29 protein-coding genes and 1 tRNA gene are annotated in these 24305 nt (G+C 61.6%); 13 read left to right on the top strand and 17 right to left on the bottom strand.

From position 1 onward, the window contains the following. Positions 1-5 precede the first annotated feature (5 nt). Together odhB and lpdA are read left to right on the top strand one after the other, a co-directional pair. Positions 6-1256: a 2-oxoglutarate dehydrogenase complex dihydrolipoyllysine-residue succinyltransferase gene (gene odhB, locus ATN00_RS19050; protein ID WP_062067816.1), complete on the top strand. Its 1251-nt coding sequence runs from the start codon at positions 6-8 to the stop codon at positions 1254-1256. Between the two features lie 26 nt (positions 1257-1282). Continuing rightward, positions 1283-2683 (top strand): dihydrolipoyl dehydrogenase, encoded by a 1401-nt coding sequence (gene lpdA, locus ATN00_RS19045; RefSeq protein ID WP_062067813.1) that lies wholly within the window; start codon positions 1283-1285, stop codon positions 2681-2683. Positions 2684-2767: 84 nt separating this feature from the next. Here the strand turns inward: lpdA and ATN00_RS19040 are convergent, their stop codons facing one another. Next, positions 2768-3436, bottom strand: coding sequence for an HAD family hydrolase (locus tag ATN00_RS19040; RefSeq protein ID WP_197413628.1), 669 nt, complete (start codon positions 3434-3436; stop codon positions 2768-2770). A 149-nt stretch (positions 3437-3585) separates the two neighbouring features. Between ATN00_RS19040 and glmU the strand changes: the two genes are divergently transcribed. Further along, positions 3586-4893 (top strand): bifunctional UDP-N-acetylglucosamine diphosphorylase/glucosamine-1-phosphate N-acetyltransferase GlmU, encoded by a 1308-nt coding sequence (glmU, locus tag ATN00_RS19035; protein ID WP_231746484.1) that lies wholly within the window; start codon positions 3586-3588, stop codon positions 4891-4893. 286 nt (positions 4894-5179) lie between these two features. On the opposite strand, the gene ATN00_RS19030 is transcribed toward glmU, so the two are convergent. Beyond that, a complete protein-coding gene (locus ATN00_RS19030; RefSeq protein ID WP_062067804.1) occupies positions 5180-6076 on the bottom strand; it encodes a diacylglycerol/lipid kinase family protein in 897 nt (298 codons plus the stop codon). A gap of 70 nt (positions 6077-6146) precedes the next feature. Between ATN00_RS19030 and ATN00_RS19025 the strand changes: the two genes are divergently transcribed. Continuing rightward, complete coding sequence (locus ATN00_RS19025; RefSeq protein ID WP_062067801.1) at positions 6147-7025, top strand: metallophosphoesterase family protein; 879 nt, start codon at positions 6147-6149, stop codon at positions 7023-7025. Positions 7026-7032: 7 nt separating this feature from the next. Here the strand turns inward: ATN00_RS19025 and ATN00_RS19020 are convergent, their stop codons facing one another. Further along, a complete protein-coding gene (locus ATN00_RS19020; RefSeq protein ID WP_062067798.1) occupies positions 7033-7884 on the bottom strand; it encodes a class I SAM-dependent methyltransferase in 852 nt (283 codons plus the stop codon). 41 nt (positions 7885-7925) lie between these two features. Between ATN00_RS19020 and ATN00_RS19015 the strand changes: the two genes are divergently transcribed. The 5 genes from ATN00_RS19015 (at position 7926) to ATN00_RS18995 (ending at position 10537) form a co-directional block, all read left to right on the top strand. After that, complete coding sequence (locus ATN00_RS19015; RefSeq protein ID WP_062067796.1) at positions 7926-8672, top strand: ComF family protein; 747 nt, start codon at positions 7926-7928, stop codon at positions 8670-8672. A gap of 52 nt (positions 8673-8724) precedes the next feature. After that, positions 8725-8982 (top strand): glutaredoxin 3, encoded by a 258-nt coding sequence (gene grxC / locus ATN00_RS19010; RefSeq protein ID WP_062067793.1) that lies wholly within the window; start codon positions 8725-8727, stop codon positions 8980-8982. Positions 8983-8987: 5 nt separating this feature from the next. Then, the gene (locus ATN00_RS19005; RefSeq protein WP_062067790.1) at positions 8988-9818 is read left to right on the top strand and encodes a carbon-nitrogen hydrolase family protein; all 831 of its coding nucleotides are present in this window, start codon (positions 8988-8990) and stop codon (positions 9816-9818) included. Beyond that, positions 9815-10291, top strand: coding sequence for a DUF1178 family protein (locus tag ATN00_RS19000; RefSeq protein ID WP_062067787.1), 477 nt, complete (start codon positions 9815-9817; stop codon positions 10289-10291). Before ATN00_RS19005 ends, ATN00_RS19000 begins: the two co-directional genes overlap by 4 nt. Positions 10292-10460: 169 nt before the next feature. Next, positions 10461-10537: transfer RNA gene (locus tag ATN00_RS18995), tRNA-Arg, on the top strand. A gap of 158 nt (positions 10538-10695) precedes the next feature. On the opposite strand, the gene ATN00_RS18990 is transcribed toward ATN00_RS18995, so the two are convergent. From ATN00_RS18990 to ATN00_RS18970, 5 genes are read right to left on the bottom strand one after another with little or no spacing between them, the layout of a single operon-like run. Further along, positions 10696-11010, bottom strand: coding sequence for a phage head closure protein (locus ATN00_RS18990; RefSeq protein WP_082635265.1), 315 nt, complete (start codon positions 11008-11010; stop codon positions 10696-10698). 4 nt (positions 11011-11014) lie between these two features. Then, positions 11015-11281, bottom strand: a complete 267-nt coding sequence (locus ATN00_RS18985; RefSeq protein ID WP_062067781.1) for a head-tail connector protein — start codon at positions 11279-11281, stop codon at positions 11015-11017. Further along, positions 11274-12470 (bottom strand): phage portal protein, encoded by a 1197-nt coding sequence (locus ATN00_RS18980; protein ID WP_062067778.1) that lies wholly within the window; start codon positions 12468-12470, stop codon positions 11274-11276. The genes ATN00_RS18985 and ATN00_RS18980 overlap by 8 nt, the downstream gene beginning before the upstream one ends. Then, complete coding sequence (locus ATN00_RS18975) at positions 12461-13006, bottom strand: HK97 family phage prohead protease (protein WP_062067775.1); 546 nt, start codon at positions 13004-13006, stop codon at positions 12461-12463. Before ATN00_RS18975 ends, ATN00_RS18980 begins: the two co-directional genes overlap by 10 nt. Further along, positions 13006-14211 (bottom strand): phage major capsid protein, encoded by a 1206-nt coding sequence (locus ATN00_RS18970; RefSeq protein WP_062067772.1) that lies wholly within the window; start codon positions 14209-14211, stop codon positions 13006-13008. Before ATN00_RS18970 ends, ATN00_RS18975 begins: the two co-directional genes overlap by 1 nt. Positions 14212-14331: 120 nt before the next feature. On the opposite strand from ATN00_RS18970, the gene ATN00_RS18965 reads away from it, so the two are divergent. Continuing rightward, positions 14332-14703, top strand: coding sequence for a hypothetical protein (locus ATN00_RS18965; protein ID WP_062067769.1), 372 nt, complete (start codon positions 14332-14334; stop codon positions 14701-14703). On the opposite strand, the gene ATN00_RS18960 is transcribed toward ATN00_RS18965, so the two are convergent. The 8 genes from ATN00_RS18960 to ATN00_RS18930 all read right to left on the bottom strand — a co-directional run bounded on the left by ATN00_RS18960 (position 14700) and on the right by ATN00_RS18930 (position 18987). Continuing rightward, positions 14700-16313 (bottom strand): terminase large subunit, encoded by a 1614-nt coding sequence (locus tag ATN00_RS18960; RefSeq protein ID WP_062067755.1) that lies wholly within the window; start codon positions 16311-16313, stop codon positions 14700-14702. The two genes, ATN00_RS18965 and ATN00_RS18960, sit on opposite strands and share 4 nt — an antisense overlap. Further along, a complete protein-coding gene (locus tag ATN00_RS24410) occupies positions 16303-16629 on the bottom strand; it encodes an HNH endonuclease signature motif containing protein (RefSeq protein WP_420496700.1) in 327 nt (108 codons plus the stop codon). Before ATN00_RS24410 ends, ATN00_RS18960 begins: the two co-directional genes overlap by 11 nt. 61 nt (positions 16630-16690) lie before the next feature. Next, on the bottom strand, positions 16691-17164 hold the full coding sequence (locus ATN00_RS18955; RefSeq protein WP_062067752.1) for a hypothetical protein: 474 nt from the start codon (positions 17162-17164) through the stop codon (positions 16691-16693). A gap of 11 nt (positions 17165-17175) precedes the next feature. Continuing rightward, a complete protein-coding gene (locus tag ATN00_RS18950; RefSeq protein ID WP_062067749.1) occupies positions 17176-18024 on the bottom strand; it encodes a helix-turn-helix domain-containing protein in 849 nt (282 codons plus the stop codon). Next, entirely contained in the window at positions 18024-18233 is a 210-nt protein-coding gene (locus tag ATN00_RS18945; protein ID WP_062067746.1) for a hypothetical protein, read from the bottom strand. Before ATN00_RS18945 ends, ATN00_RS18950 begins: the two co-directional genes overlap by 1 nt. Before the next feature lie 2 nt (positions 18234-18235). Continuing rightward, entirely contained in the window at positions 18236-18523 is a 288-nt protein-coding gene (locus ATN00_RS18940) for a hypothetical protein (RefSeq protein WP_062067743.1), read from the bottom strand. Positions 18524-18587: 64 nt separating this feature from the next. Further along, positions 18588-18812: a hypothetical protein gene (locus tag ATN00_RS18935; protein ID WP_062067740.1), complete on the bottom strand. Its 225-nt coding sequence runs from the start codon at positions 18810-18812 to the stop codon at positions 18588-18590. Then, positions 18805-18987, bottom strand: a complete 183-nt coding sequence (locus ATN00_RS18930; protein ID WP_062067737.1) for a helix-turn-helix domain-containing protein — start codon at positions 18985-18987, stop codon at positions 18805-18807. The genes ATN00_RS18935 and ATN00_RS18930 overlap by 8 nt, the downstream gene beginning before the upstream one ends. Positions 18988-19101: 114 nt before the next feature. Here ATN00_RS18930 and ATN00_RS18925 point away from each other — a divergent pair, with 114 nt between their 5' ends. The 3 genes from ATN00_RS18925 (at position 19102) to ATN00_RS23485 (ending at position 21259) form a co-directional block, all read left to right on the top strand. Beyond that, positions 19102-19716, top strand: coding sequence for a hypothetical protein (locus ATN00_RS18925; RefSeq protein ID WP_062067734.1), 615 nt, complete (start codon positions 19102-19104; stop codon positions 19714-19716). Beyond that, positions 19694-20854 carry a tyrosine-type recombinase/integrase gene (locus ATN00_RS18920; RefSeq protein WP_062067731.1) on the top strand — a complete coding sequence of 387 codons (1161 nt, stop codon included), beginning with the start codon at positions 19694-19696 and terminating at the stop codon, positions 20852-20854. The genes ATN00_RS18925 and ATN00_RS18920 overlap by 23 nt, the downstream gene beginning before the upstream one ends. A gap of 267 nt (positions 20855-21121) precedes the next feature. Further along, entirely contained in the window at positions 21122-21259 is a 138-nt protein-coding gene (locus ATN00_RS23485; protein ID WP_156415312.1) for a hypothetical protein, read from the top strand. Positions 21260-21836: 577 nt separating this feature from the next. On the opposite strand, the gene ATN00_RS18910 is transcribed toward ATN00_RS23485, so the two are convergent. Next, a complete protein-coding gene (locus ATN00_RS18910) occupies positions 21837-24212 on the bottom strand; it encodes a TonB-dependent receptor (protein WP_062067728.1) in 2376 nt (791 codons plus the stop codon). Between the last annotated feature and the right edge of the window lie 93 nt (positions 24213-24305).

Genomic DNA, 24305 nt, shown 5'->3' with positions numbered 1-24305 from the left:
AGCTCATGGCAACCGAAGTCAAAGTCCCGACCCTGGGCGAATCCGTTACCGAAGCCACTGTAGGCCAGTGGCTTAAGAAGCCCGGTGAAGCCGTGAAGGCGGATGAGCCGATCGTCAGCCTGGAAACCGACAAGGTCGCGGTCGACGTGCCCGCGCCGGTTGGCGGAACGCTGGGCGACATCATCGCCAAGGAAGGCGACACAGTTGAGGTTGGCGCGCTGCTCGCTACTATCAATGAGGGCGCGACGGCTGCCGCTGCACCTGCACCCTCTGCCCCGGAGCCTGCCGCCAAGGCGCAAGCCGCCGCTCCCGCATCGGTTGCTTCAGCGCCGGCGGATGAGGAAGGCGATGGCGGCAATCTGACGCTTTCGCCTGCCGTGCGCCGTCTGGTGCTGGAACATGGGCTTGACCCCAGCAAGATCAAGGGCACCGGCAAGGATGGTCGCCTGACCAAGGATGATGTTTTGGCCGCGGTCACGGCAGGAACCGCCAAGGCTGGGGCGTTCACGCCTGCCGCCTCCGCGCCTGCCACCGATGCGCCCGCAGCCGGTCCCAGCCGCAAACAAGAGCGGGTGAAGATGACCCGCCTGCGCCAGACGGTCGCCAAGCGCCTCAAGGAAGCGCAGAACAACGCCGCGTTGCTCACCACATTCAACGATGTCGACATGTCCGCCGTCATCGAGGCGCGCGGTAAGTATAAGGATCTATTCGAAAAGAAGCATGGCGTCCGTCTTGGCTTCATGGGCTTCTTCACCAAGGCGGTCTGCATGGCGCTCAAGGACGTGCCGGGCGTCAACGGGCAGATCGAAGGCGACGAGATCGTTTATAACGATTTCGCCGACATCTCGGTCGCCGTGTCCGCGCCCAATGGTCTCGTCGTGCCGGTCATCCGCAACGCCGAAAGCATGAGCGTGGCGCAGATCGAAAAGACCATCGGCGACTTCGGCAAGCGCGCCAAGGAAGGCGCGCTGACCATGGAAGATATGAAGGGCGGCACCTTCACCATCTCCAATGGCGGCGTGTTCGGTTCGCTGATGTCGACTCCGATCATCAACCCGCCACAGTCGGCGGTGCTGGGCCTCCACCGGATCGAGGACCGCCCCGTCGTTCGCAATGGTCAGGTCGTCGTGCGTCCGATGATGTATCTGGCGCTCAGCTATGACCATCGCTTGATCGATGGCCGTGAGGCGGTCACTTTCCTCGTTGCGGTGAAGAACGCGATCGAGGACCCGACCCGCCTGCTGATCGACCTGTAAGACATCACGCCAGAGGACCAAAGACGATGGCTGAATTCGATTATGACGTTCTGGTGATCGGCGCGGGGCCGGGCGGCTATGTCGCGGCGATTCGCGCGGCGCAGCTTGGGCTCAAGACCGCCTGCGCCGAAAGCCGGGAGACGCTGGGCGGCACCTGCCTCAATGTCGGCTGCATCCCGTCCAAGGCGTTGCTGCACGCTTCGGAATTGTATGAGGAAGCGGCCGGCGGCGCGCTTGCGAAGCTAGGCGTCAAGATCGATAAGATGAGCCTGGACCTGGATACCATGCAGGGCCAACGCAAGGATGCGGTCAAGGGCCTGACTGGCGGCATCGAATTCCTGTTCAAGAAGAACAAGGTCGATTGGCTCAAGGGCCTTGCCAGCTTCACCGGGGCGAACACGGTCGAGGTTGCGGGCAAGAAAGTGACGGCGAAGAATATCGTCATCGCTACCGGATCGTCGGTGACGCCGCTTCCGGGCGTCGAGGTCGACAATAAGAAGGGCCTGATCGTCGATTCCACCGGCGCGCTGGAACTGGAGAAGGTGCCCGATCACCTCGTCGTCATTGGCGGCGGCGTCATCGGCCTTGAACTGGGCAGCGTGTGGCGGCGTCTGGGCGCGAAGGTCACGGTGGTCGAATTTCTCGATCAGATACTGCCCGGCATGGACGGCGAAGTTCGCAAGGAAGCCAGCAAGATCTTCAAGAAGCAGGGTTTCGACTATAAGCTCGGCACCAAGGTCACCGGCGCCAAGGTCAAGGGCAAGAAGGTCGAACTGACCGTCGAACCAGCCGCTGGCGGCGAAGCGGAAACGATTGAGGCGGATTGCGTGCTGGTGTCGATCGGCCGTCGTCCGAACACAGAAGGACTGGGGCTCGACAAGATCGGGTTGGAGCTGAATGGCCGGAACCAGATCGAAACCGATCATGATTTCGCGACCAAGGTTCCTGGCGTCTGGGCCATTGGCGATGTGATCCCCGGTCCGATGTTAGCGCACAAGGCCGAGGACGAAGGCATCGCCGTCGCGGAGAATATCGCGGGTCTGACCGGCATTGTGAACCATGACGTGATCCCGTCGGTCGTCTACACCAGCCCGGAAATCGCGGGCGTGGGCCTGACCGAGGAAGCGGCCAAGGAACGCGGCGCGGTGAAGGTCGGCAAATTCCCCATGCTGGCGAATAGCCGGGCCAAGACCAATCATGAGCCGGACGGTTTCGTGAAGGTCATTGCCGACGCGGAAACCGACAAGGTGCTGGGTGTGTGGATCATCGCCAGCGTCGCGGGCACCATGATCGCGCAGGCCGCGCAGGCCATGGAGTTCGGCGCATCGAGCGAAGACATCGCCTATACCTGCCACGCGCATCCGACGCATAGCGAGGCGATCAAGGAAGCGGCGATGGCTGTGACGGGTAAGCCGATACATATGTGAGGCTTTGGTCTCGGAAGAATGAAAAAAGGCCGCTCCGTCGGGGGCGGCCTTTTTCATGTCCGAATGATGCTGAATTCCGGCTGCTCAGTTCGGCCATTGCTCCAGCATGGACGCCAGTTCGTCGAAATGGTGGATCACCGCATCGGCCTCCAGATTTTCCACCGGGCCGTCGAGGAAACCGAAGCTGACGGCGATGGATGGGATGCCCGCATTGCGCGCGCCTGCAATGTCATTGATCGTGTCGCCCAGAAAGATGGCGCGCCCGCCACCCGCCCGCGCGATCATCTCGCGGATCGGGGCAGGATCAGGCTTGGCGACGCCCACCGTGTCGCCGCCCACGATGCTGGCGAAGCGATCGGACAGCCCAAGCTGATGCATCAGCGGGATGGTGAAGCGCTCCGCCTTATTGGTGCAGATGGCGAGCTTTACGTTCATCTCCGCCAGTCGATCCAGCGCCGCGATCAGGCCGGGATAGGGCACGGAATGGATCGCCAGATTCTGCTCATAATAATCAAGCAATATGGGCAGGCTTTCGCTTAGTTCGGCTTCCTCATAACCGCCCGACGCAGCCAAGGCGCGTTCCAGCATGACTTTCGCGCCCTTGCCTACGAACGGGCGGATCGCTTCCACTGGAAAGGGCACGCGGCCCAGCAGCCCGATGGCGTAGTTGACTGCGGCGGCCAGATCCCCACTGGTATCGATCAATGTGCCGTCCAGGTCGAAGCCGACGATGTCGAAAGCTATGCGTGTCATGACGCGCCCATGCCTTCGCAGCGGTGGCAAAGGCAAGCCAAACATGGCAGAGGGACGCCAGCCAACCGTCCGATAACAGGAGTCGCCTCACCGTGACCGCCAGCCGCCCCCTTGCCGTCATCATCCTTGCCGCGGGGCAGGGCACGCGCATGAAGTCATCGCTGCATAAGGTGCTGCATCCCGTGGCGGGCCGTCCGATGCTGCTGCACCTGCTGGCAAGCGTGGCGGAATTGCAGCCGGAACGGCAGGTCGTGGTTGTAGGCGCTGGACGCGATCAGGTGGAGAAAGCGGTCGAGGGCAAAGGCGTCGTCATCGCCGTGCAGGACCGGCAGCTTGGCACCGGCCACGCCGTCGCGCAGGCGCATGAGGCGCTCGCGGGTTTCGCGGGCGATGTGCTGATCCTTTACGGCGATGTGCCGTTGGTGCGGGCCGAAACCATGCGCGCGATGCTGGACCGGCTGACGCGCGGGGATGAGCCGCGCGCGGTGGTGCTGGGTTTCCGGCCCGATGATACCGCCGCTTATGGCCGGATCATTGCCGATGGGCAGGGCATCATCGAAAGGATGGTCGAATATAAGGACGCCAGCGCGGACGAGCGCGCCGTTACCCTGTGCAACAGCGGGTTGATGGCGGTTCGGTCCACTGACCTGTTCGTGCTGCTTGACCGGATCGGCAACGACAATGCGGCCGGCGAATATTATCTGCCGGACATCGTCATGTTGCCCGGCGCGCAGAGCGCCGTGATCGAGACGGATGCCTGGGAAGTCGCGGGCGTCAACAGCCGGATCGAACTCGCCGGAGTGGAGGTCATCTGGCAGGCGCGCCGCCGAACTGAGGCGATGCGCGAAGGCGTCACGATGATCGCGCCGGACACGGTGTTCTTCGCGCATGACACCGTGCTGGGCCGGGACGTGGTGGTGGAGCCTAATGTCGTCTTTGGCCCTGGCGTGCGGGTGGCGGACGATGTGGTCATCCACGCCTTTTCCCACCTGGAAGGCGCGCAGGTGGAAAGCGGCGCGGAGATCGGCCCCTATGCCCGTCTGCGTCCCGGCGCGAAGATCGGATCGAAGGCCAAGGTCGGCAATTTCGTCGAGATCAAGAAGGCGGAACTGGGCGAGGGCGCGAAGGCCAATCATCTGTCCTATATCGGCGATGCCAGCGTGGGGGCGGGCGCCAATATCGGGGCGGGCACCATCACCTGCAATTATGACGGCTTCTTCAAATATCGGACGGAAATCGGCGCGGGCGCGTTCATCGGCTCCAACAGCGCGCTGGTCGCGCCGGTGAAGATCGGGGAGGGCGCAATCGTGGGCGCGGGTAGCACGGTCACGCGCAACGTGGATGCCGACGCGCTCTGCCTCGTTCGCCCCGCGCAGGATGGCAAGCCCGGATGGGCCACCCGCTTCCGCAAGAAGATGCAGGAACGCAAGGCGGCCAAGGCGAAGGGGACGGCTTAGTTTGTGTTGTGAAGGGAGGCTGACCGCTATCGGCCAATTGCGGACTTTTCCACTCCGTTAGCCCTGAGTAGGGGTTGAGCCCTTCGACTGACTGCTTGCAGCAGTAGCTCAGGATAAACTTGGCCTCTTGGTCAAGTCGAAGACCCGTATCGAAGGGCTTCTCGCATGCCGCTGTCCTTCGATACGCCACTTTGACAAGCTCAGGGGCTACTCAGGACGAAAGGATTTGTGTGTCCGCAGCCAGACAACGCGGTCCGCTGTCTTCCTATCGCATCTTGCTCTTGCATCAGTCCTCTGCGGGAACCGCGACCTCTATCGCGCCGCCTGCGATCTTCGCCGTGGCGGGTGTTCGGGCCAGCACTTCCCCGTCGATGGAGATGCGTTGCGGCGGCTGTGTCGACAGGCGGAAAGATTGGCCGCGAAACTCTTCCGTATGGACGTTGCGGTCGCGAAGGCGGAAGAATTTCGCATACCAGTCCCACGCAAGGCGCATATGGCTGCGCCCGACAATCGCCTGAACCACGATTTCGCCGGTATCCACGGCAGCTTCGTCGGACAGTTCGACTCCGCCATGAAAAGGACCGTTCAGGATGCGGACCTCAGTCGACCACATGCGCCGTTCCCTGACGCCATCGTCGATCACGAGCCGGAACGCCCGGAAGCCGAAAGAGCATTTGACCGCCCAGAGGAGATAACCGACGCGGCCCAGATAACGCTTCAGCTTATGTGGCACAGTGTCCCCGATCATGGGGGATAGCCCCATGGAGGCCGCGTTGACGAAATAATCGCTGTCGATCATGCCCAGGTCGATCCGCCGTCGCCGTCCATGGGCGATGGCGTCGACTGCGCCTTTCAGCTCCAGCGGCAGGCCCAGCGTGCGCGCGAAGCTGTTCGCGGTGCCCAGCGGGAGGACGGCGAACACGCAATCCTTGCCGACCAGTTCATCCACCGTGCCCGACAGCGACCCGTCGCCGCCGCCCACGATCACCATCGGCGCGCCGGATGCCACCGCGGCGCGCACGGCTTGGGCTATATGATTCGGGTTCTTCACGGCATGGGCGGCGGTGAGACGGACGCCGCTTTGCTCCAGCCTTTCCTTTGCCTCCTTGAAATGCGCTTCGCCCCGGCGGGACTGGGCATTGACGATAAGCACGGCGTCGTGCGGGAGGGGTTTCGTTTCCATGCCATAAAAACTCGCCAGTCCCGGATCGGCTCCCGGCGCAACTCCTTGTCTTTCGGCTCGTTAAAGAAGAATGGCCCGTATCGCCCATCTTTCCGACCTGCATTTCGGCGCGCATGACGACACAATTGCGACGGCTGCCGAAGCCTGGCTGCTGGAAAGGCGGCCCGATCTGGTCGTTATCAGCGGTGACTTCACCCAAAGGGCGAAGATCGCGCAATTCCGGCAGGCGTCAAAATGGATTAACCGGCTGCGCGCCGCGGGTTTGCCGTTGCTCCTTATTCCGGGCAATCATGACGTTCCGCTCTATGATGCGGTGCGTCGGTTCCTGTGGCCCCTGCATCGCTACAAACGCTATATTTCGAATGATCTTTGTCCCTTCTATGAGGATGAAGCGGTGGCGATCCTCGGCCTTAACACGGCGCGGTCGCTGACCATCAAGGACGGGCGGCTCAATCATGAGCAGATGGCATTGCTGCGCGCTCGCTTTGCCTCTGTGCCGCCTGAAAAGACCCGTATTCTCGTCACGCATCATCCGCTGTTCGCCATGCCCATCGGCAAGGGCGGGGAATGGAGCGAGGCCGTCGGGCGCCATGAGCATGCCGTGCAGGCCGCGCGCGAGGCAGGCATTCATATCGCGCTCGCCGGGCATTTCCACCGCACTTACGCGCGTGCGGCGCAAAAAATGGTGGAGGACGCGGGCAGTGCCCTCATCATTCAGGCGGGAACGGCGACTTCCACCCGCCTTCGCAATGCGGAGCCGCAGAGCTTCAATTGGCTGCACGTCCATCGTCATGACCGGATCGAATTGCAAGTTGTGGTTTGGGACGGAGCGGCCTTTCGTCGGGCCAGCCATGTCGAATATGCCTGCCGGTTTGGCGGCTGGCAGTCATGGGATGTGGCCGATCCGCCTGTAGTGGGCGCCCAGACCGCGCGCGATGATGGGATTTGACGGGCAGTCAGTTCTTCCGTTTCAATGCTTCGGCGAGGGAAATCGTGGCGCTGCCCCGCCGGGCAGGCTTCGCCTGGCTGGCATCGGGCTTCCAGCCGCTGAGGTAGATCACGCCGATCTGTTCGGCAGTTCTGCCATCTGGATCGGCAGCCTCGGCGAAATGCGCCATCGCTGCCGCCAGCACATCTCGCCGCAAGGCCGGAGGGTGCGATCCTAGCGCATTGCCCGCGCCCATGCCCCGCAAGTCATGCATCAACCGGAGCATATCGCCATAGCGCACGGTCAGCATGTCGCCATCCGCCACCGGCATGGCAAATCCGGCTCTTCCCAGAAGGTCGCCCGCTGACCGGACATCGACCTGTGGATGAATATGCTGGCCGGGCCGATCACCTTCCCCGGTCATCAGCGCTGCGCGCAGCCGGGGAAGGGTGCCCGCGCCCGCAAAGGCGGCCAGCAAAAGTCCATCCGGCCGTAATATGCGGCGCATAAGAATCAGCGCGCCAGGAAGATCGTTGACGCTATCGAGCGTTCCGCAGGCAAGGATCAGGTCGAAACTGTCGTCGGCAAAGGGGAGAGCGTCCTCATCCCCCTGCACACCGCCGCCGGCTTGCCGCGCCGCCAGGAAGCCGGGATCGATGCAGGCAACCCGTTTGCCCATCCTTTCCAGCGCTGCTTTCGCGCTGTCATCTGGACAGCCCACGACCAGCGCTTCGGGCAAATCGCGCCGCACGTCGGCCAGTCGGTCCAGCAATTCCTCCAGCATTGCACCATAGAGGAAATCATGGTCCGCAAAACCGCCCATCATCCGGTCACGCCGCAAGGCGCGCAGGCGCCGGTCGAAGATGTCGGGATTGGTCATGGTGGGTCTTGTGCATCGGACGCGGAGCGGGAACAAGGTAGATCATGTCGCTTCTCCCGCATCTCAAGATCATGACTGCTTCGGCACTGGACTATGCGTTGCCGCCGCGCTGTCCCGGATGCGGTGTGGTCGTGGAGCGCGATCAGTCCTTCTGCCTCGCCTGCTGGAGCGGCATGCATTTTCTGGGCGATCCCTGCTGCGCGCGCTGCGGCGTGCCTTTCGAGCATGAGATAGGGGAGGGTGGAGAATGCGCCTCCTGTCTGTCTGAGCCGCCGCCCTTCGACAGCGCGCGGGCGGTGCTGGCTTATGGCGATGTGGCGCGAGCGGTGGCGCTGCGGCTCAAATATGGGCGGCGGATCGGCCTTGCCCGGCTGATCGCGGGACATATGGCGCGACACGTCCGGACCGAGGAGCAGCCGCTGATCGTGCCGGTTCCGCTGCACCGCTGGCGGCTGTGGTGGCGGGGATTCAATCAGGCGGCCCTGATCGCCGATCATCTGGGCAGGGCGACGGGACTGACCGTCGAAAAACATGCGCTGCTACGCGCAAAGCGAACCCAGCCCCTGCGTGGCATGAATCCCCGCCATCGCGCCAAGGCGGTGCGCGGCGCTTTCGCGCTGGCTCCGGGCCATGACCTATCGGGGCGAACGGTCCTGCTGATCGACGATGTGCATACGAGCGGGGCGACGGCAGCGGCCTGTGCGCGGGCGCTGAGGCGCGGGGGTGTGGCGGCCGTGCATTTGCTGTGCTGGGCGCGGGTGTTGCCGGACGCGGAACCGTTCGATTGACAAAGGCGCCCTGGAGTCCCCATCTCCTCCAGCCAAGGAGTATCGAGAACCAATGGCGAAAGTTGAAATCTACACCAAGGCATTTTGCGGTTATTGCGCGCGCGCCAAGGCTTTGCTGGAAGGCAAGGGCGTGGCGTTCGAGGAATATGACATCACCATGGGCGGCCCGAAGCGGCAGGAGATGCTGGAGCGCTCCAACGGCGGCATGACCGTGCCGCAGATATTCATCGATGGCAGGCATATCGGGGGCAGCGACGACATGGCCGCGCTCAACCGGCAGGGCAAGCTTGACCCGTTGCTGGGCCTGTAATCGCCATGCGCGCCGCGCTCTTCCAGATGACCAGCGGGATTGATCCCACCGCCAACGCCGCCGCGATCACCGATATGGCCGCGCGCGCGAAGGGCGAGGGCGCAGACATGGTCTTCACGCCGGAAATGGCGGGCTATCTTGACCGGAACAGGCAGCGGGCGGCCGAAACCTTGCGGACCGAAGCGGATGATCCGGTTCTGGCTGCCATTCGCGACGCGGCGGTGAAGTGGGGACTTTGGGTGCATGTTGGCTCGCTCGCCTTCAAGGGTGAACGGGAGGACGGGCGCTGGGCCAATCGCAGCTTCGTGATCGACGACCGGGGCGAAATCCGGGCGCGCTATGACAAGATCCATCTGTTTGATGTGGATTTGGCGACTGGGGAAAGCTGGCGGGAATCCTCCGTCTACGGACCTGGCGAGCAGGTTGTGGCCGTGGATACGCCATGGGCGCGCATGGGCCTTTCCATCTGCTATGACATGCGCTTTCCCGATCTCTATCGGGCGCTGACCAATGCAGGGGCGACCATCTTGCTGATGCCTGCCGCCTTCACCGTGCCGACCGGACAGGCCCACTGGCATATATTGCTACGCGCCCGCGCGATCGAGGCAGGATGCTTCGTCATCGCGCCCGCCCAGACCGGACGCCACACCGATGGCCGCGAAACCTATGGGCACAGTCTGATCGTGGACCCGTGGGGCGAAGTCCTGCTGGACATGGGTGAAAAGGCCGGTCTCGCTCTTGCCGACATCGACATGGCTCGCATAGAGGAGGTGCGCGGGCGGGTGCCCGCCATCGCCAATCGCCGTGAGATATCCAGGGACGTAGTAATCGCGTGATCGTGTTCGACCTTAAATGCGAAGGCCAGGGCCATATATTCGAGGCCTGGTTCGGCTCTAGCACGGACTATGAGGACCAGAAGGCGCGAGGACTGCTTGCCTGTCCCATGTGTGGCGACGCGCGCGTTACCAAGGCGTTGATGGCGCCAGCCGTTGCATCTAAGGGAAACCGCCGCCCTGCCGCGCCGGCTACCACAGCCGAAGGGCCGTCCATTCCCATGGGCAATGCGGATGAAAGCCGGATGCGCGTGCTGATGCAGGCGATGGCAGACGCGCAGGCCAAGGCGCTCGAAGGATCGACCTGGGTCGGACGCACCTTCGCCGAGCAGGCGCGCGCCATGCATTATGGTGAACGGGACCACGCAAATATTCATGGCGAAGTAGCGCCCGAGGAAGCCCGCGCCCTGATTTCCGAAGGCGTGGAAGTCGCACCCCTGCCATTTCCGATAGTTCCTCCCAAAGCGCAGAATTGATCGCCGCTATGTTTGAGGCAGGCCCAATGGCCTTATAGGACAAGAGCACGGGTGCTCGCCGGTGTGTGGCGCAGAATGTGCCGCAGTTTCCGTATCTCCCTGACCTTGTTGACGAGCAGGATCGGCGCAGGTATCGCCGGAGCGCGAAAACTTCAGGCTTTCGCTCGGTGCATCCGTAGCTCAGCAGGATAGAGCATCAGATTCCTAATCTGAGGGCCGTGAGTTCGAATCTCGCCGGGTGCACCATTTTTCTACATTAAATTCAGTATGTTGCGATTTCCCCCGAACGGGGAGGGCGCAATTTCATGTTGCATCGCTGTTGCGTCATTTTCCTTGCTTTTCCGCCGTTTCCATGAGGTTCCCGGCGACTCCATGCAACATGGATGCAACATGAGAATTAGCGATTAGGCAGCCGCGACCGTGTGCAACTCGACGCCATCACGCCGTCCGATTTCGCGCACCTCGACAATGTTGTGCAGCCTGCCGTCATAAAAAATGCGATCAGCCGTAGTCAGGCCGGGATACCAGCGGATGAAGAACACGACGCGCTTGCTCGCTGTCTCCTGCGCCGCTGCCAGGAACTCACGCCCGCCTTGCTGGCGCACCTCGGCATAGACGGTCGCCAGATCGGCCCACGTCATGACCACCTCGTTATAGGCGTTCCGCGTCTCAGTGTAGCGTTGCAGCGTGATGCGGCGGTCCATAGTGCCGGGACGCATGGGGCTATACCTCCAGCGCCCGCAACGGGGTCAGCATCGGCAGTTCACCCGCGCCCGCCTCGATGCTTTCCCGGTTGTCATACATGACCGCCACGCGGGTCAGCACGGCCAGCTTGACGCGCACGGGAATGTCGTTGGGGTCGATCTCCCCAACTATATCGCGCACCGCCTCTGAGGCAGCGGCGATCATCATGCCGATAGCGGTATCCTCATGGTCGTGGATCACGCGCAGATGCAGCTTGGCTTCTGCAAGGGTGACAAGATCAGACATGGGACTGTTCTCCCTGGTTCGCAGGGGGAGGACTACGGACGCCCGCAGGTTCCGCCTTGCGAGGATTCCAGCCCTCAATCTGCCGGACCTCGTTGGCGTCCAGCACATTGTTGCGCAGCGCGATTTCATGGGCCTGCCAGCGGGTTGCCGGATCGCCCCGCAGGAAGCCTGACAGATCCAGCTCCAGCTCATAGGGGCCATTGCTGGGGAACACAGACCGGGCGAACTCCGCCTCGATCTTCCGCGCCCATGGGGCCAGGCAGAATGTCGCGAACCACAGGCCCGCTTGGCTGGCATTGGTGAACGTGTTGTTTTCGTATGCCTGCACGATCGGCGGCGGGACCTGAAACAGTCGGCAGACCTCGACCACGCCGAACTTGCGGGATTCGAGCAGCTCGGCGTCTTCGGGTGAAATCTGCGCCGCTTGCCACTCCAGTCCGCCGTCGAGGATCAGCGTCTTGCCCGCGTTGGCCGCGCCGGAATAATTGGAATTGAACTGTTCGCGCAGGCTCGCCTTTTGCTCTAACGTCATCGCGCCGGGGTGACGGATAACGCCGCTAGGCTGGGCTCCGCGCTCCAGGAAGCTCTTGGCGAAGGCATTGGACGCCTGAACGCCTGCAACGGTGTCAGCGGCCCTAGATAAGCGCGAGCGGCCCACCAGGCCGTCGTCGGTGCGGTCGCGCAGGTGCAGGACCTCGCTTTCCAGCAATCGGCGGGTGCCGCCGCGTCCGTCCGTCACGTCATAGGCCAGCCGCCCGCTCGACAGATAAACGACAGTCACCATTCCCCACGGTATCCACCGGAAGCCGCTTAGCTGCCCGTTGCCCGCGCGGATGATCTCGGCAAGGCCGTTGCCGGTCAGCAAGGCCGATGCGACCAGATGCTCCAGCCAGTCCGGCCACGTCATTTGCGGGTTGGCGCCGCCGCGCGCGATCCGGCGCAGGGGGTGAGACATAGCCTCCACCCGGTTGCCGTCGCTATCCACGCGGTAAACCAGCGCAGGGACATAGGCGAGCGCCGTGGCGATGGCGTTGGTGCAGGCCAGCACGGTCGAGAGGTTCTCGGCGGCGCGGGCCGATACGCCAGCCATATAGCCGATGCCGGGGGCCAGTGCTGCCCAGGACGGATCGGCGGAATCATTGCGCTTTTCAAAGCCCGTGATGCGGGCGAGCCAGTCTTTCAGGACCATGCGCCAGCCTCCGCGAGAATGAGGGACCGGCGACGGCGGTTTTGCTCATTATTGAGCGAAAGCCGGCTGCGAAGCGCCAGCTCTGTGTCGGGATAGGCAGGCCAGGATTGCACGACGCTGATCTCTTTCAGGCCGATCGTGCGCAAGGTCCGCTTCTCGCCCTGCCAGCTATCGCCACCCTTGGGCACGATGAAGCCGAAGGACATACCGCCCAGGTCGCCACGCTCGGCCAGCGCCAGCACGTCTCGCCCTGCCGCCGTTTCGGGAAGGTCGAGCGAGAAGGACAAGCCCCTGCTATCTTCCGACAGGCGCAGGGTGCCCGAACGGGTGCGCCCCAACACTTTGCCCTGGTCATGGTCGAGCAAGGCCAGCACGTCGCCAGCAAGGGCCGAACGGAAAGCGCCAGGCGCGATCGTCTCCACAAAGGAACCGATGCGCGCCTCGCTGCCGAACAGGGCGGCATAGCCTTCCAGCTTGCGCCCAGCGGCGCGCAGCTCTGTGACCGCGCGCCGCTCAAGGGATGCCGCCCCGCTCATCAGGCCACCGTCACGCCGGAAGCCTTCACGAACGACGCAGGACGCCGCACGCCAAAGTCCACCGTCGCCATGGCGCGGATGAGAATATTGCCTTTGCTATAGGCCGTCTCCGCGAAGGGATTGACGAGAATGTCAAGCTGCGACCAGATGCCGACGAGGAAGTCGCGCCAGTCGCCATAGATCAGCGCGTGCTCGTCATCGGCCACGCCAAGGTTGGACGGTGCCTGATTGCTGAACTGCACTGGCTCGTCATGGAAGGTGGCGCTGTAAGGGATCGGCAGGCCGTCCACCGTCCGCAGCTTCATCGCGGTCGCCTTCACGCCATTGGTGGCGAGGAAGCCGCGATTGCTGGCGACGTTCGCCAGGTCGGCCGCAGCGATCATATCGGCGGTGGTGATGAACAGATCGGTCGTGAAAGGCACGCTGTCCACATCGGGATCATTCAGCAGGCCACGCGGCTCCGCGCCGGTTCCGCTGCCGTTGATAGCCGCCCGGTCGATCTCCAGCGCGATATTGCGCGAAAGCATCTGGCGCAGGATGGCGTCAGCCGCAGGGCTGGCCTGCATGATAAGCTGGCGCGAAAGCTCGGTGATGGCTCCGACATGATGCGGCGAAAGCGTCACATTGTCGAAGCTGGCATTGCCGGTCGGCAGCGCCTGGTCCTCCGATACCCAGCCGACAGCAGGCGAGCCGGTTTCGCGGGGGATGACGACATTGCCGGTCAGGCCGGTCAGCACGGTCGCGCCAAGCGCCTGCAACGCAGTCGAAGCCGTCAGGGCAGACGTGAACAGGTCAGGCCGGAAGCTCTCAGCGACGATGCCCGCGCTGTTGCTGGTCGTCTGCGTGGCGCGCGTTTCGAAATATTCCAGCGGCACGCGGATGCCCTTTGCAGCCTTTTCAGAGCGGCGGGCCAGCTCCTGCTCAATCTCGATTTCCTTGCCCGCGTCAATCGACGGGTCGAGCTGGTGAGCGATGCGACGGGCCAGCGAGTAACCGCGAAACTCAGGGGTCGAGTTGCCATTGAGCGGGGTGCCGGGTTCTGTGCGGTCGGCAGCGTCGATCTTGCGCTGGCGCTCCAGCTTGGCGTCCAAGCCGCGAAGTTCGGTTTCTGCCGCTTCGAAAGCCGTGTTGTCGTCCGCCTCATGGGCGCTGTTCATGCGAGCGACGATCCCCGCCCGCTGTTCGATCAAATCATTGGTTTTCACTTGCTATGCTCCATGCAAAATTAGGACAGCATAGCTTACTCTATATAGGACCGGATCGGAACTATTATTTGGATGGAAAGAGTTGAGGCTTCGCCGTATGGTCAGGAAAAGGAGTTCCCGATGGTGAACAATGAGCGTTGGCTGGCGAAACCAACATCTAATTTTGAAGATGCGTTTCCGAACATCGAGGCAATCGACTTCGAAATCGACAATAACCCATGGGGGCATTACGACCGCTTAGGGCACCACCCAATCCGGATAACCCGCGTATCGCCAAAGTCATTCGTCGCTTGTCCCAATCGAAGGTGCCAAAGGGGCGGCTTCAACTTCGGCGATTTCCTTGCGAACTATTCGTATGGCGGCAAAGGCACGCTGGAGATTGAAAACAGCTATCCGTGCAATGGCGATGAAGGATCGCCTGCCGGTCGCAAGCGTGGCCAAGGTTGCATGAACAGCTTCAAGGTCAAGGGCACGATCACCTTCAAGCCCTAGAGCCAAAAGGCTCCCTCGCCACGATAGACGTTCGGCCCCTCATCGGTCGCCGCAAGTCCGCAGGCCATAATCAGCGCCGCCATGCCGTCGATGCGGTCGATGGAGCGAGATTTGTTCGGCTTGCGGTTTCCGGCCGCGTCCGTGTCGAGAATGAGGTTAGAGGCGTTCCAGCGAAGGACCGGGTGCATCCCGTGACGCAGATCGCCAGCCAGCAGCGCCGTCTCAAACGCATTGACCGCAGGCCCCATGCTGACAAAGCCCTGCCCCCATTCGACCAGCGGCAGGGCGATGCCCTCATGGTCGAGCAGCACTTGCAGATCCTTCATGAACATGCGGTCATAAGCGATGCCGCGAAGGTCATAGTCGGCTGCAATCTGTGCCAGGCGGCGGACGATGAAAGCCTTGTCGATAGCCGCGCCGGGGGTCGGTTCAATGTGCCCTTGGTGCGCCCACGTCCGGTAGGGCACATGGTCGATTTCCTCCTTCATGGTGATGCCTGCCTTGGGGCACCAGAAGAACGGTAGGACCGCGCCGCCATCATCAGGGAAGTATAGAACCAACGCCGCCAGATCGCGCACGCTGGCAAGGTCAAGGCCTGCATAGCAGGGACGGCCTTTCAGCATGGCCGGGTCCACCGCTTCGCCGCAGGCTTCCCATTCAGCCGGGTTGATTGCTTTCGGCTCGGCATCGACGCGCATGTTGCAATGAAGATTCAGGAAAGCCGGTTCAAAGGTCGGCATCCGTCGCGCCCGCTCGGCTTCGCGCGCAATCTGTTCCTCAGACACGAATACCCCCAGCGCCGGGTTCGCCAGCGGCCAACTTGCCGGGTCGTAGGGATCGGCATCCTCTGGCACGGCATAGAGCGCGCCATGAAAGGAAGGATCGTCTATCTCGCCTGAATTGACCCGTGCGGCATAGTCCACCAGCTCGCTCATGATGTTGATCGGGCTGGGGGACTGCGTGCCGATCGCCAGCAGCAACGGCTCTCTCCGCTTGCCCATACTGGTCCGCAACACGTCGAACAGCTCCCGCTTTTTCCATTGCGCCAGTTCATCGCAGACAATGAAGCTGGAGGCGAGGCCGTGAACGGATGCGCCATCGCTTGCCAAGGCCCGATAGATGGACCCGGTTTCCATATCCTCGATCCGCTTGTGGAACCGCTGCACGTTCAACCGCGCAGCCAGCCAAGGCACCGCAAAGATGACCGCTTCCATTTCCGCGAAGATCAAACCCGACTGATCTTTCGTGGCACCAGCAGAATAACATTCCCCGCGCATTTCAGCTTCCGGACCAGCCAGGTGCGCAAGGCATAGCAGGGCAGCGAGAACCGTCTTTCCCTGCCCACGCGCCACGCTCATGAGTCCAGTGCGGACCTCGCGGTTTCCTGCCTCATCGGTCGCATAGACCGCCTCCAGCCAGTTCTTTTGAAACGGGAGCAGCTTGACGTTCTCGCCAGCGCCATAGCCCTTGGTGATGGGCATGGATTCGATAAAGGCGATGACCTTTTCCGCGCGGGTCAGGTTCTCGGCATCCCAAGGGTGCGGACCTTGCTCCAGCGCCGCCTCAGCAGCCTTCTTCATGCGCGATGCGCCCGGACCCCTAGCGCCCATTTCGGTTTCCTTTTGCAACTAACTCTATATTTGGGTTCCGCGCCGGTCTTATCCCGTCAGCCCTGAGCGATTTTCCAGCCCATGGATGCGCCGGGTCGAGCGGCGTGCCGTCCGGGTTGCAGCCGCGTCGGGGTTTGGTCGACCTGATCGCGCCCGCCTCTGTGCCTCGTGCGGTTTTTGCGGAGTGACAGGCAGGGCAGTATGATCTCAGCCCATCATGACCGGGGAAGGCTGGTCCGCCGTCGCTGATCGCCTGCACATGGTCCACGGTGTTGGCGACGGTGAGCCTGCCCATATCCGCGCAGCCCCTGCACATGGGTTCGATGGCAAGGTGAGCAAGACGCAGGCGCTTCCACTGCACGGTGTTGTAGGGCCAATCAGCCACCCTCTGCCCCTTTCAGGAAGGTGGCCAGGCCCTCGCGCTGTTCGCCCTCATCATCGCTGTTGATGCGCGTCACAGTGCGTTCGATCTTGCGGACCTCCCGTGTAGGTGGAGCGTGCATGATGCCGCCCAACTCATAATCCGGGTTCGGCCCAGCCGGGATAGACCGCCCTATCCATTCCGCATCAGTGCCGCCCAAGGCCCGGTAGGTTTCCCGCGCCTGGATCATCATGGCATGGCGCAGGGAGTCCTCGGTGATGGTCAGGGAACGGCGCGCAGATTCTGGCCCCTCCAGTTTTGGAGGCCAGACGGTCAGCCCGTTCTTAATGGTGCGGGCCAGTGCGCAGCCAGCCAGTGCAAAGCCGTTCGCCTCGCAATCGAAATAGGCGATCACGGTGCTACCGCCCTTGTTCGGCTTTGGAGCGCGAACGCGGGTCAGGCCGGTGATGGTCACTTGATGCTCAGTCATGATTCCTCCTTTCACGCGGCACGCGATGCGCCCGCCGATTTTTCCAGTTCCGCCAGTTTGAGATGCAGCCGCACGCTTTGCGGGACCGACAGCGCCTTGCCCTCGTTGATGAATTTGGAGAGGGTGCCGCCCGGTATCTTGGCAGCCTCGGCAAGCCGTGACTGCGTTCCCGCAGGGCATGTCCGCAGCAGGCTTTTCAGCTTGTCCCGAATGACCGTTGCGCTCTGCCCGTCGCCCCCTTTGGGGGGGGGCACGTGCTGCGATGGCCCATCCATGTTTCCAGTGCCAGCATGAGCATGATTAGCTCCCTGCCCATGGCTAACTACTTGTGTAGCAATATTTGAGACAGGGGCGGGGGCTGAAAAATGGCTCGTTTCCGTTGATGCGGTCCCAATTTTTGCGACCGTGGCTGGAAACGTTTCCTCGCCTGTCTCAATTTTTGCGACCGTGGACCTCAAATTTTGCGACCGTGTTTTGTTTCCGCTCGGCTCCCATTTCTCAAAATCACGGGTCGGAGCCTTGCCGTTCGCAGCCTGCCAAGTGACGCGCCATTGCGTTGCCGGGCGATGCTTCCGCTTGAAGTGTCCGCGCTCGGTAGCGGCGATGAAGCCGTGATCCTCCAGCTCGCGCAGGGCCTTCCAAGCCGTGTTTTCCGACAGCCCTGTTTCCTCCGCTGCGATGCGGACGGACATGAACAATTCGCCATTGTCGCCGCCCTTGTCGAAGCGCAGCAGCGCGACCAGAACCTTGATCGCATTGCCGGAAAGATCGCGCCAAGCCGCGCAGCCCGTCACAGAGTGATAGAGCCGAATGTGGCGAGGCTCATGGCCCCGCCTAGACTTCTTGGCGCCGCCCGCCATCAGTCACCTTCCTCCCGCTCGCCCTCGTCCTCGACGTTGCCACCAGCGGGATCGTCGTCCTCTAGGTCACAGTCACCGTCCGCAGCATCCATCAGGCCTATGGCGACCTCGACAAAGGCTTCCAGTTCGAAGCGGCTGTAGCGTGACAGGATGCGGGAGATTGCCGCAGGCGGCGCAGGCTGGCGCGCAGGATGGTTTATCACTCCCATGCTCATGCCCTCGCTGCCGCTTGCACCGCCGCAATCTGGCGCAGCAAGGTCATCAGGCGGTCGTCTGTGACGCGCAGGCGGTCGTGAAGCTCGGTCAGCATCACAAGGGCGCTCTTCGCCTCGCGGCACAACTCGCGCCCGGACGTGAACCCGCGTGCCTGTTCGATGAAGGTTTCGATTGCGTCCGTGAAGGCCATGGCGACCTCCATGTCAGCGATCGCCCGTTCCAGTTCGTCTGTGTCGATGGACGCGACAAGGGCGTGATTGTTTGCTAAGGTGGTGTCGTTCATTTGGTATGCTCCGAGTTGAACAGGTCGGGGATGACGGTGGCCGCCGTCACCTCGACCGCCTTTTTCACTTGCTCAGTCCTTCACCGCAGGTCTGGTCGATGATCGGCCAGCGGTTCACCAGCCGCAGCCCGCCAGCATGGCCGCGTGCGCTGCGATAGGTCGGAAAGGTGGTTGTCAGGTCCGGGCCATCAGGCGCGGGATCGACGCAGACGCGAAACTGATCGGCGTCCTGTGTGATGACGATGCGCCGGTCAGAGCGCAGCAGCGACAGCTTGGGCCGCTCAGCCATTGACCGCCTCCGAACGGAAAGCGGCTTCCAGCTCAGATTTTCTAAAAAACAGGCGTTTTCCGCGCTTGAAGCAGGGTAGCGTGCCCGCTTCGGCCATATGATAGACCTGCCTTTCAGACAGCCCCGAGAAGGCCGCCGCAGCTTTCGCCCCGACGATCAGATCATTAGACAGCATATACGCCTACCTCCTTTGAGAAACTAAGTTGAGCAACATTGCTCTTTATTTCCTCTAGACTCCGCGACATTCCCCTGTCAACGGTGTTGAGCAACTTTTCTCAAGTGAGGCGCTGTGCAGTTTTCTGTTCCCTTCGGTGGTGTCGAGGCGGCGCTGGCGCACATGCACGGCATTGCCAGCCACAAGCGGACAGCCTTCCAAGCTCGTCTCAAGAATTTTCTACGATTGGGCTTGCTAGATGATGTGAAGGCGGGGCGCGGCAAAGCGGCCAAGTATGAGGCTCACCACATCTTGCTTTTGGCTCTGGGCTTAGAATTGTCTCAGATGGGCGTTGCGCCCGAAAGATCGGTCGAATTGATCAAGAACAACATCGGCAGGATTAGTCTTGCGGTTCTTGATAGCATTTCCACGAAACCGGAAGGATTCGGCAGTGACTGGTCGCCTACAGCAATTTTCTTTGATCCCGGCGCGCTTGCACAATTGACCACTATCCCTGATCAAGAGGTTCTTGTCCTCTTTGGGAAGACAGAAAACTTGAAGGATCTCACCGCCTCCTTCTTCGCTAAGCACACCCGGCTGGCCATGATTTCAATCAGCGGGCTGCTAGTTGGGATTGGTGAATCCCTCTCGTCCTCCATCCCTGCGGGCTTCAAGGATTTCGCCGAGCGAGCGTTCGCTACTGCTTTGGTTGAGTGGGCGAGGTCTCATGACCAGCATCCGCAAGCGTAGCTGGCTCGCGCCTGACGGCACCGAAAAGACGGCATGGCTGGTCGATTATCGCGACCAGGGCGGAAAGCGCCGCGCCAAGTCCTTCGCCCGCAAAAAGGATGCTGAGACATGGCTGACGCAAGCCGCTTGGGAAGTGTCCAAGGGCGTCCATACCGCCGATAGCCAATCGGTCACGGTGAAGGCCGCTGCTAAGCTCTGGATCGACAAGGCCGAAGGGGAGGGGAGGGAGCGGGGGACCGTCCAGCAGTATCGCCAGCTTGCCGACCTCCATATCCTGCCGCTGATCGGTGGCGAGCGGCTAACGCGCCTGACACGCCCGTCTGTGGAGGCGTTCAGGGACGAACTGGTAAAGACGCGATCGAAGGCGATGGCTGGCAAGGCCATTCGCGCCCTATCCAGCATCCTGACGGAAGCGCAGCGGCGTGGCCTGGTGGCGCAGAATGTCGCCAAAGAGGTGCGGGTTATTCGGTCGGCGCGTGAAAAGGGAAAGGTCGAGATTCCTGCAAAAGCCGAATTGAAGGCGCTTATCGATCACGCGCCCGACGATCTAAAGCCCATGGTCATGACGGCGATCTTCACGGGCTTGCGCGCCTCCGAATTGCGCGGGCTGCGATGGGCCGACATTGACCTGAAGGCCGCCGTTGTCACGGTGGCGCAGAGGGCCGACAGGTTTGGAGAAATAGGGCGGCCCAAATCCGAAGCGGGGCACCGGACTATCCCCATACCGCCCGCGCTCGTTGCTGAATTGCGCGCCTGGAAACTGCGCTGTCCGAAAGGCGAGTTTGGGCTGGCGTTCCCCAACAGCCGGGGAGGGGTGCAGCAGTATAGCCATATGCTCCGCCGCAAATTCTTCCCGCTCCAGATCGCGGCGGGGGTCTGCGATCCAGTGATGGAGAAGGGGGAACCCAAGCTCGACGCGAACGGCAGGCCGGTCATGGAGCCGCGCTATGGGTTCCACAGCTTGCGCCACGCCGCTGCGAGCGCCTGGATAAAACAGCGGATCGACTTGAAACGCCTCAAGGTCTGGATGGGGCATTCCTCGATCCAGATCACAATCGACACATATGGGCACCTCATGGCGGATGCCTCCGGGGACGCCGCGTTGATTGCCGCAGCGCAGGCCGATCTACTTTCCTAGATGCAACATGGATGCAACATGGGCGGCAGAAAGCCATGTTTCCGTAGCGTCAGAATAAGATTCCTAATCTGAGGGCCGTGGGTTCGAATCCCGCCGGATGCACCATTCTCGAACAAAAGAGAGAACTGCGGGCGTGGTGTTGGCCACGCCCCCTGCAGCACTTCGGGCCAACACGGCTTTCGAGCCGCTTATACGGATTTGCCGGTCGTCGACGCGGACCTCGTTGAGCAGCAGTTGCACGTATGCTTGGCGTAGATCGGGCGAACCATGATGCAGCTTGTCGCGCAGAAGCACCGCCAGTTTCTCGATCTTGGCAGGGGTGATCATCGGCTCGGCCATCGCGAGGCGGCGGGTAAGATCGACAATCTGCTCGGCAAGTTCGTCTCGTCGGAAACCGCAGGTTGACCCACCGCTCGCACATCGAAGCGTCCTCGGCGTCCATCAGGCCCTTCTCGACCAGTTCCAGCAACCGAGCGATACCTGCCTCAGCTTCCTTGTGATCCTGATGCATCTGGCGCAGGCAGCCGATGCCATTCAAGCTCTTCGTCGGTGAGTTTGACCTGGGGCGTGTCCAGCAAATTCGGAAAGTCCTTCATCGACGCTTCTGCCAAAATCGTGGACTGTACGAACACGAGCGTCTTGAGATCGCTGGACGCTGCGGCAGCGGCGATCGACGCGCTCGTGTAGTTGCCGTTTGGCGTTAGATACCAGGCGCCACCCTTCGACGGCCGATCGAAAGATGGTGCGCTTCGTCGAGAAGAGGTTGCAGCGTGTAGTCGCTTCGATCCTTTGCTGGCCTAGGTTTGCAAGAGGCTGAAAAACCCGAAGGGTTGGGCAACCAATTCGCGTTTCACCGCAGCGCCAATTCAGCCATGCTTTCAGGCTCTTGCATGCCTCGGGCATGGAACAATCGTGGAGAGACACTGCTTGCTAGAGACAGTCATGCCGGTCGGTATCCGAGAATATCGACCGGCATCATCGATCAGAATTTCATCGTAAGTTCTGCGCCGAACGTCTGCGGTTCGCCGGGGATGACCGTGTTGAAACCGCCCGACGCTCCTTCGACATAACCGGCCTGATAATATTTTTCCTTGAACAGGTTCTTGGCATAAACGCCCAGCGATACGTCGCTGCCCATGATTTCATTCCAGCTCAGCCGAGCCGCGACCGTCGTGTAACCCTTGATCCGGGTTCCGGGCGTGATCGAGAATTCGTTGTTCGAAAAATAGGAATAGGTCTGGGAATAGCTGTCCATCCGGAAATGCACGTCGCCCACATTCGATGGCACCGGTAGCGTCAGGTCGAAATAAAGCGATCCGGACCATTTCGGCGCATCGGGGTAGGAATCGAACGGCACGATGAAACCGGGCGTACCGGTCTGGACCGACAGATCGACGAGGTTCTTGGTATATTTCGCGTCGGTATAAGCGCCCGAAAAGCCCAGCTTGAGCCAATCCGTCGGCATGATGTCACCGTCTACCTCCACGCCTTTGACCGTGGCCTGGGGCACATTGACGGTGAAGGCTGATGGCGCGCCTGCGACCACCGCATAAAGCGAGTGCTGGGCCTTCTTCACAATCTGCTTATAGGCCGCGATATTGAAATGCGTGCGCCGACCCATGACGATGCCGTTGAACTTATAACCCAGTTCGAAATCGTGGGTATATTCGTTCCCGAAGAAATTGGTATCGTTATAGGGCACGACCGCGCCATTGAAGTTACCGGCACGGAAGCTGCCGCGCTGGGTGAAATAGATCTGGTTCTGTGGATTGAACTGCCATTGAAGGCTGGCATTCCAGCTGGGCGCTTTGAGCGTGCGCTTCTGGCGCGTGAAGCCGACTGCGAAGGCATGGTCATCATAAGCCGTCATGCCGACCGTTTCCCAAGTATAGCGCGCCCCAGCGGTGATTTTTAGCCCTTGGGTGACGGCATCGGACAGATCATAGGTTGCCTGTCCATAGACGGCGCGCGATCGGGTCGTGCCCCGGGTATGATAGAGGACTTCGCCCGCCGGCGTCGCCAGTTCGCCGCCGACGATGACGGGGATAGCCTCTTCCTTGGTGGCATAGTTATAAAAGCCGCCGACGATGAATTCGAGCTTTCCATCCGCAGTCGTGCCTTGCACCTGGGCTTCTTCCGAAATGCTCTTGTTCCGGAAAACTTCGCCACCTGGAGGGCCGCTGAATGCACCCGTTGAGTTATAGAGATCGAGCGAGGCAAAGGGTGAGCCGCTGAGGATGCCCGGCGTGCGGGCGAAGGTCTTTTGATAGCCGAAGATATTCTTGAAGGTCAGGCTGTCGCTCAGGTCGATCGTGGTCGTATTCGACAGGAAATAGCTGTGCGCTTTATGGGGAAGATCATAGCTGAGATAGGTCTGGTAGGGATGCGCTTTCTGCCAGGCGAGATAGCCGGCAACCCCGCCCGGGAACGTGCCCGGTCCCGGAGGACCGTCGCCCACGCCCGGGAACAGCCCAAGGCCGTATAAAGTATCCAGCGTCGTCGTCAGGTCATAGGTGATGCCCGTTTGCGTGGATGTATTGGTCGATCCGAAGGGATAGTAGGAATAGAGCTGACCGTTGGCTTCCGTGCCGCCGAACTTGCTGTAGGAAAATACGGTAGTGTTCTCAATTCCCTCTGTTGGGCGCAGCACGACGGTGAGGCGCCCGGATTTCGTATCGACATCGCCCATGGTATTGCCGGTCAGCATATTGCGGACATAACCGTCCTGTTTTTGCAGATCACCCGCGATGCGTATGAGAATCTTGTCGGGAACGAGGGGAATATCGATGGCGGCCTGCGCCTGGATCAGGTCGCGCTCGCCGACCCGGATTGTCGCATATCCTCCAAAATCCTCACCCGGCTTGGTCGATGCATACAGGACGGCGCCCCCGGTGGCATTGCGGCCGAAGAGCGTGCCTTGTGGTCCCTTGAGAACCTGAACCGATGAGAAGTCGTAGAAGGCGGAGGCCGAATTGCCGCCGGTAAACGGCACCTCGTTGAGATAAGTGAGAACGGCGGGACTGGCGCCTGAGAAGGGGTCCAGCGTCTGGCCGCGCATGGTGAAGCTGAGCTGGTTCTGGTTCTGACCGTTCTTGACCACGAGGCCCGGCACCAGTGATGCAAGATCCTGTTCCTTGGTCACGACGCGCGTTTGCAGCGTATCCGCGCTGAGCGCCGCGACAGACAGCGGAACCTTGGACAGCGACTCCTCGCGCCTTTGCGCGGTCACGACGATGTCCGCATTGTCGACGGCCTGAAGGGGGGCCGTGTTTGCCTGTTCTGTGCTCGGTGCGGTCTGCGCGAAAGCGCCCGCGGCGAGCAGGACTGGCATAGCGATCGCTGCGGTTGCAGATGACATCCGTAACGCAAGTCGGAACTTGGGGCCGAACATCGGCCTAGAGATCGCTTGCTCGCTAATGTTTGGAAAAAACTCGCCGTTCGACATTATCCA

The organism is Sphingobium baderi, from assembly GCF_001456115.1.
GTDB classification, from domain to species: domain Bacteria; phylum Pseudomonadota; class Alphaproteobacteria; order Sphingomonadales; family Sphingomonadaceae; genus Sphingobium; species Sphingobium baderi_A.
This window is presented reverse-complemented; position numbering and strand designations above follow the sequence as displayed.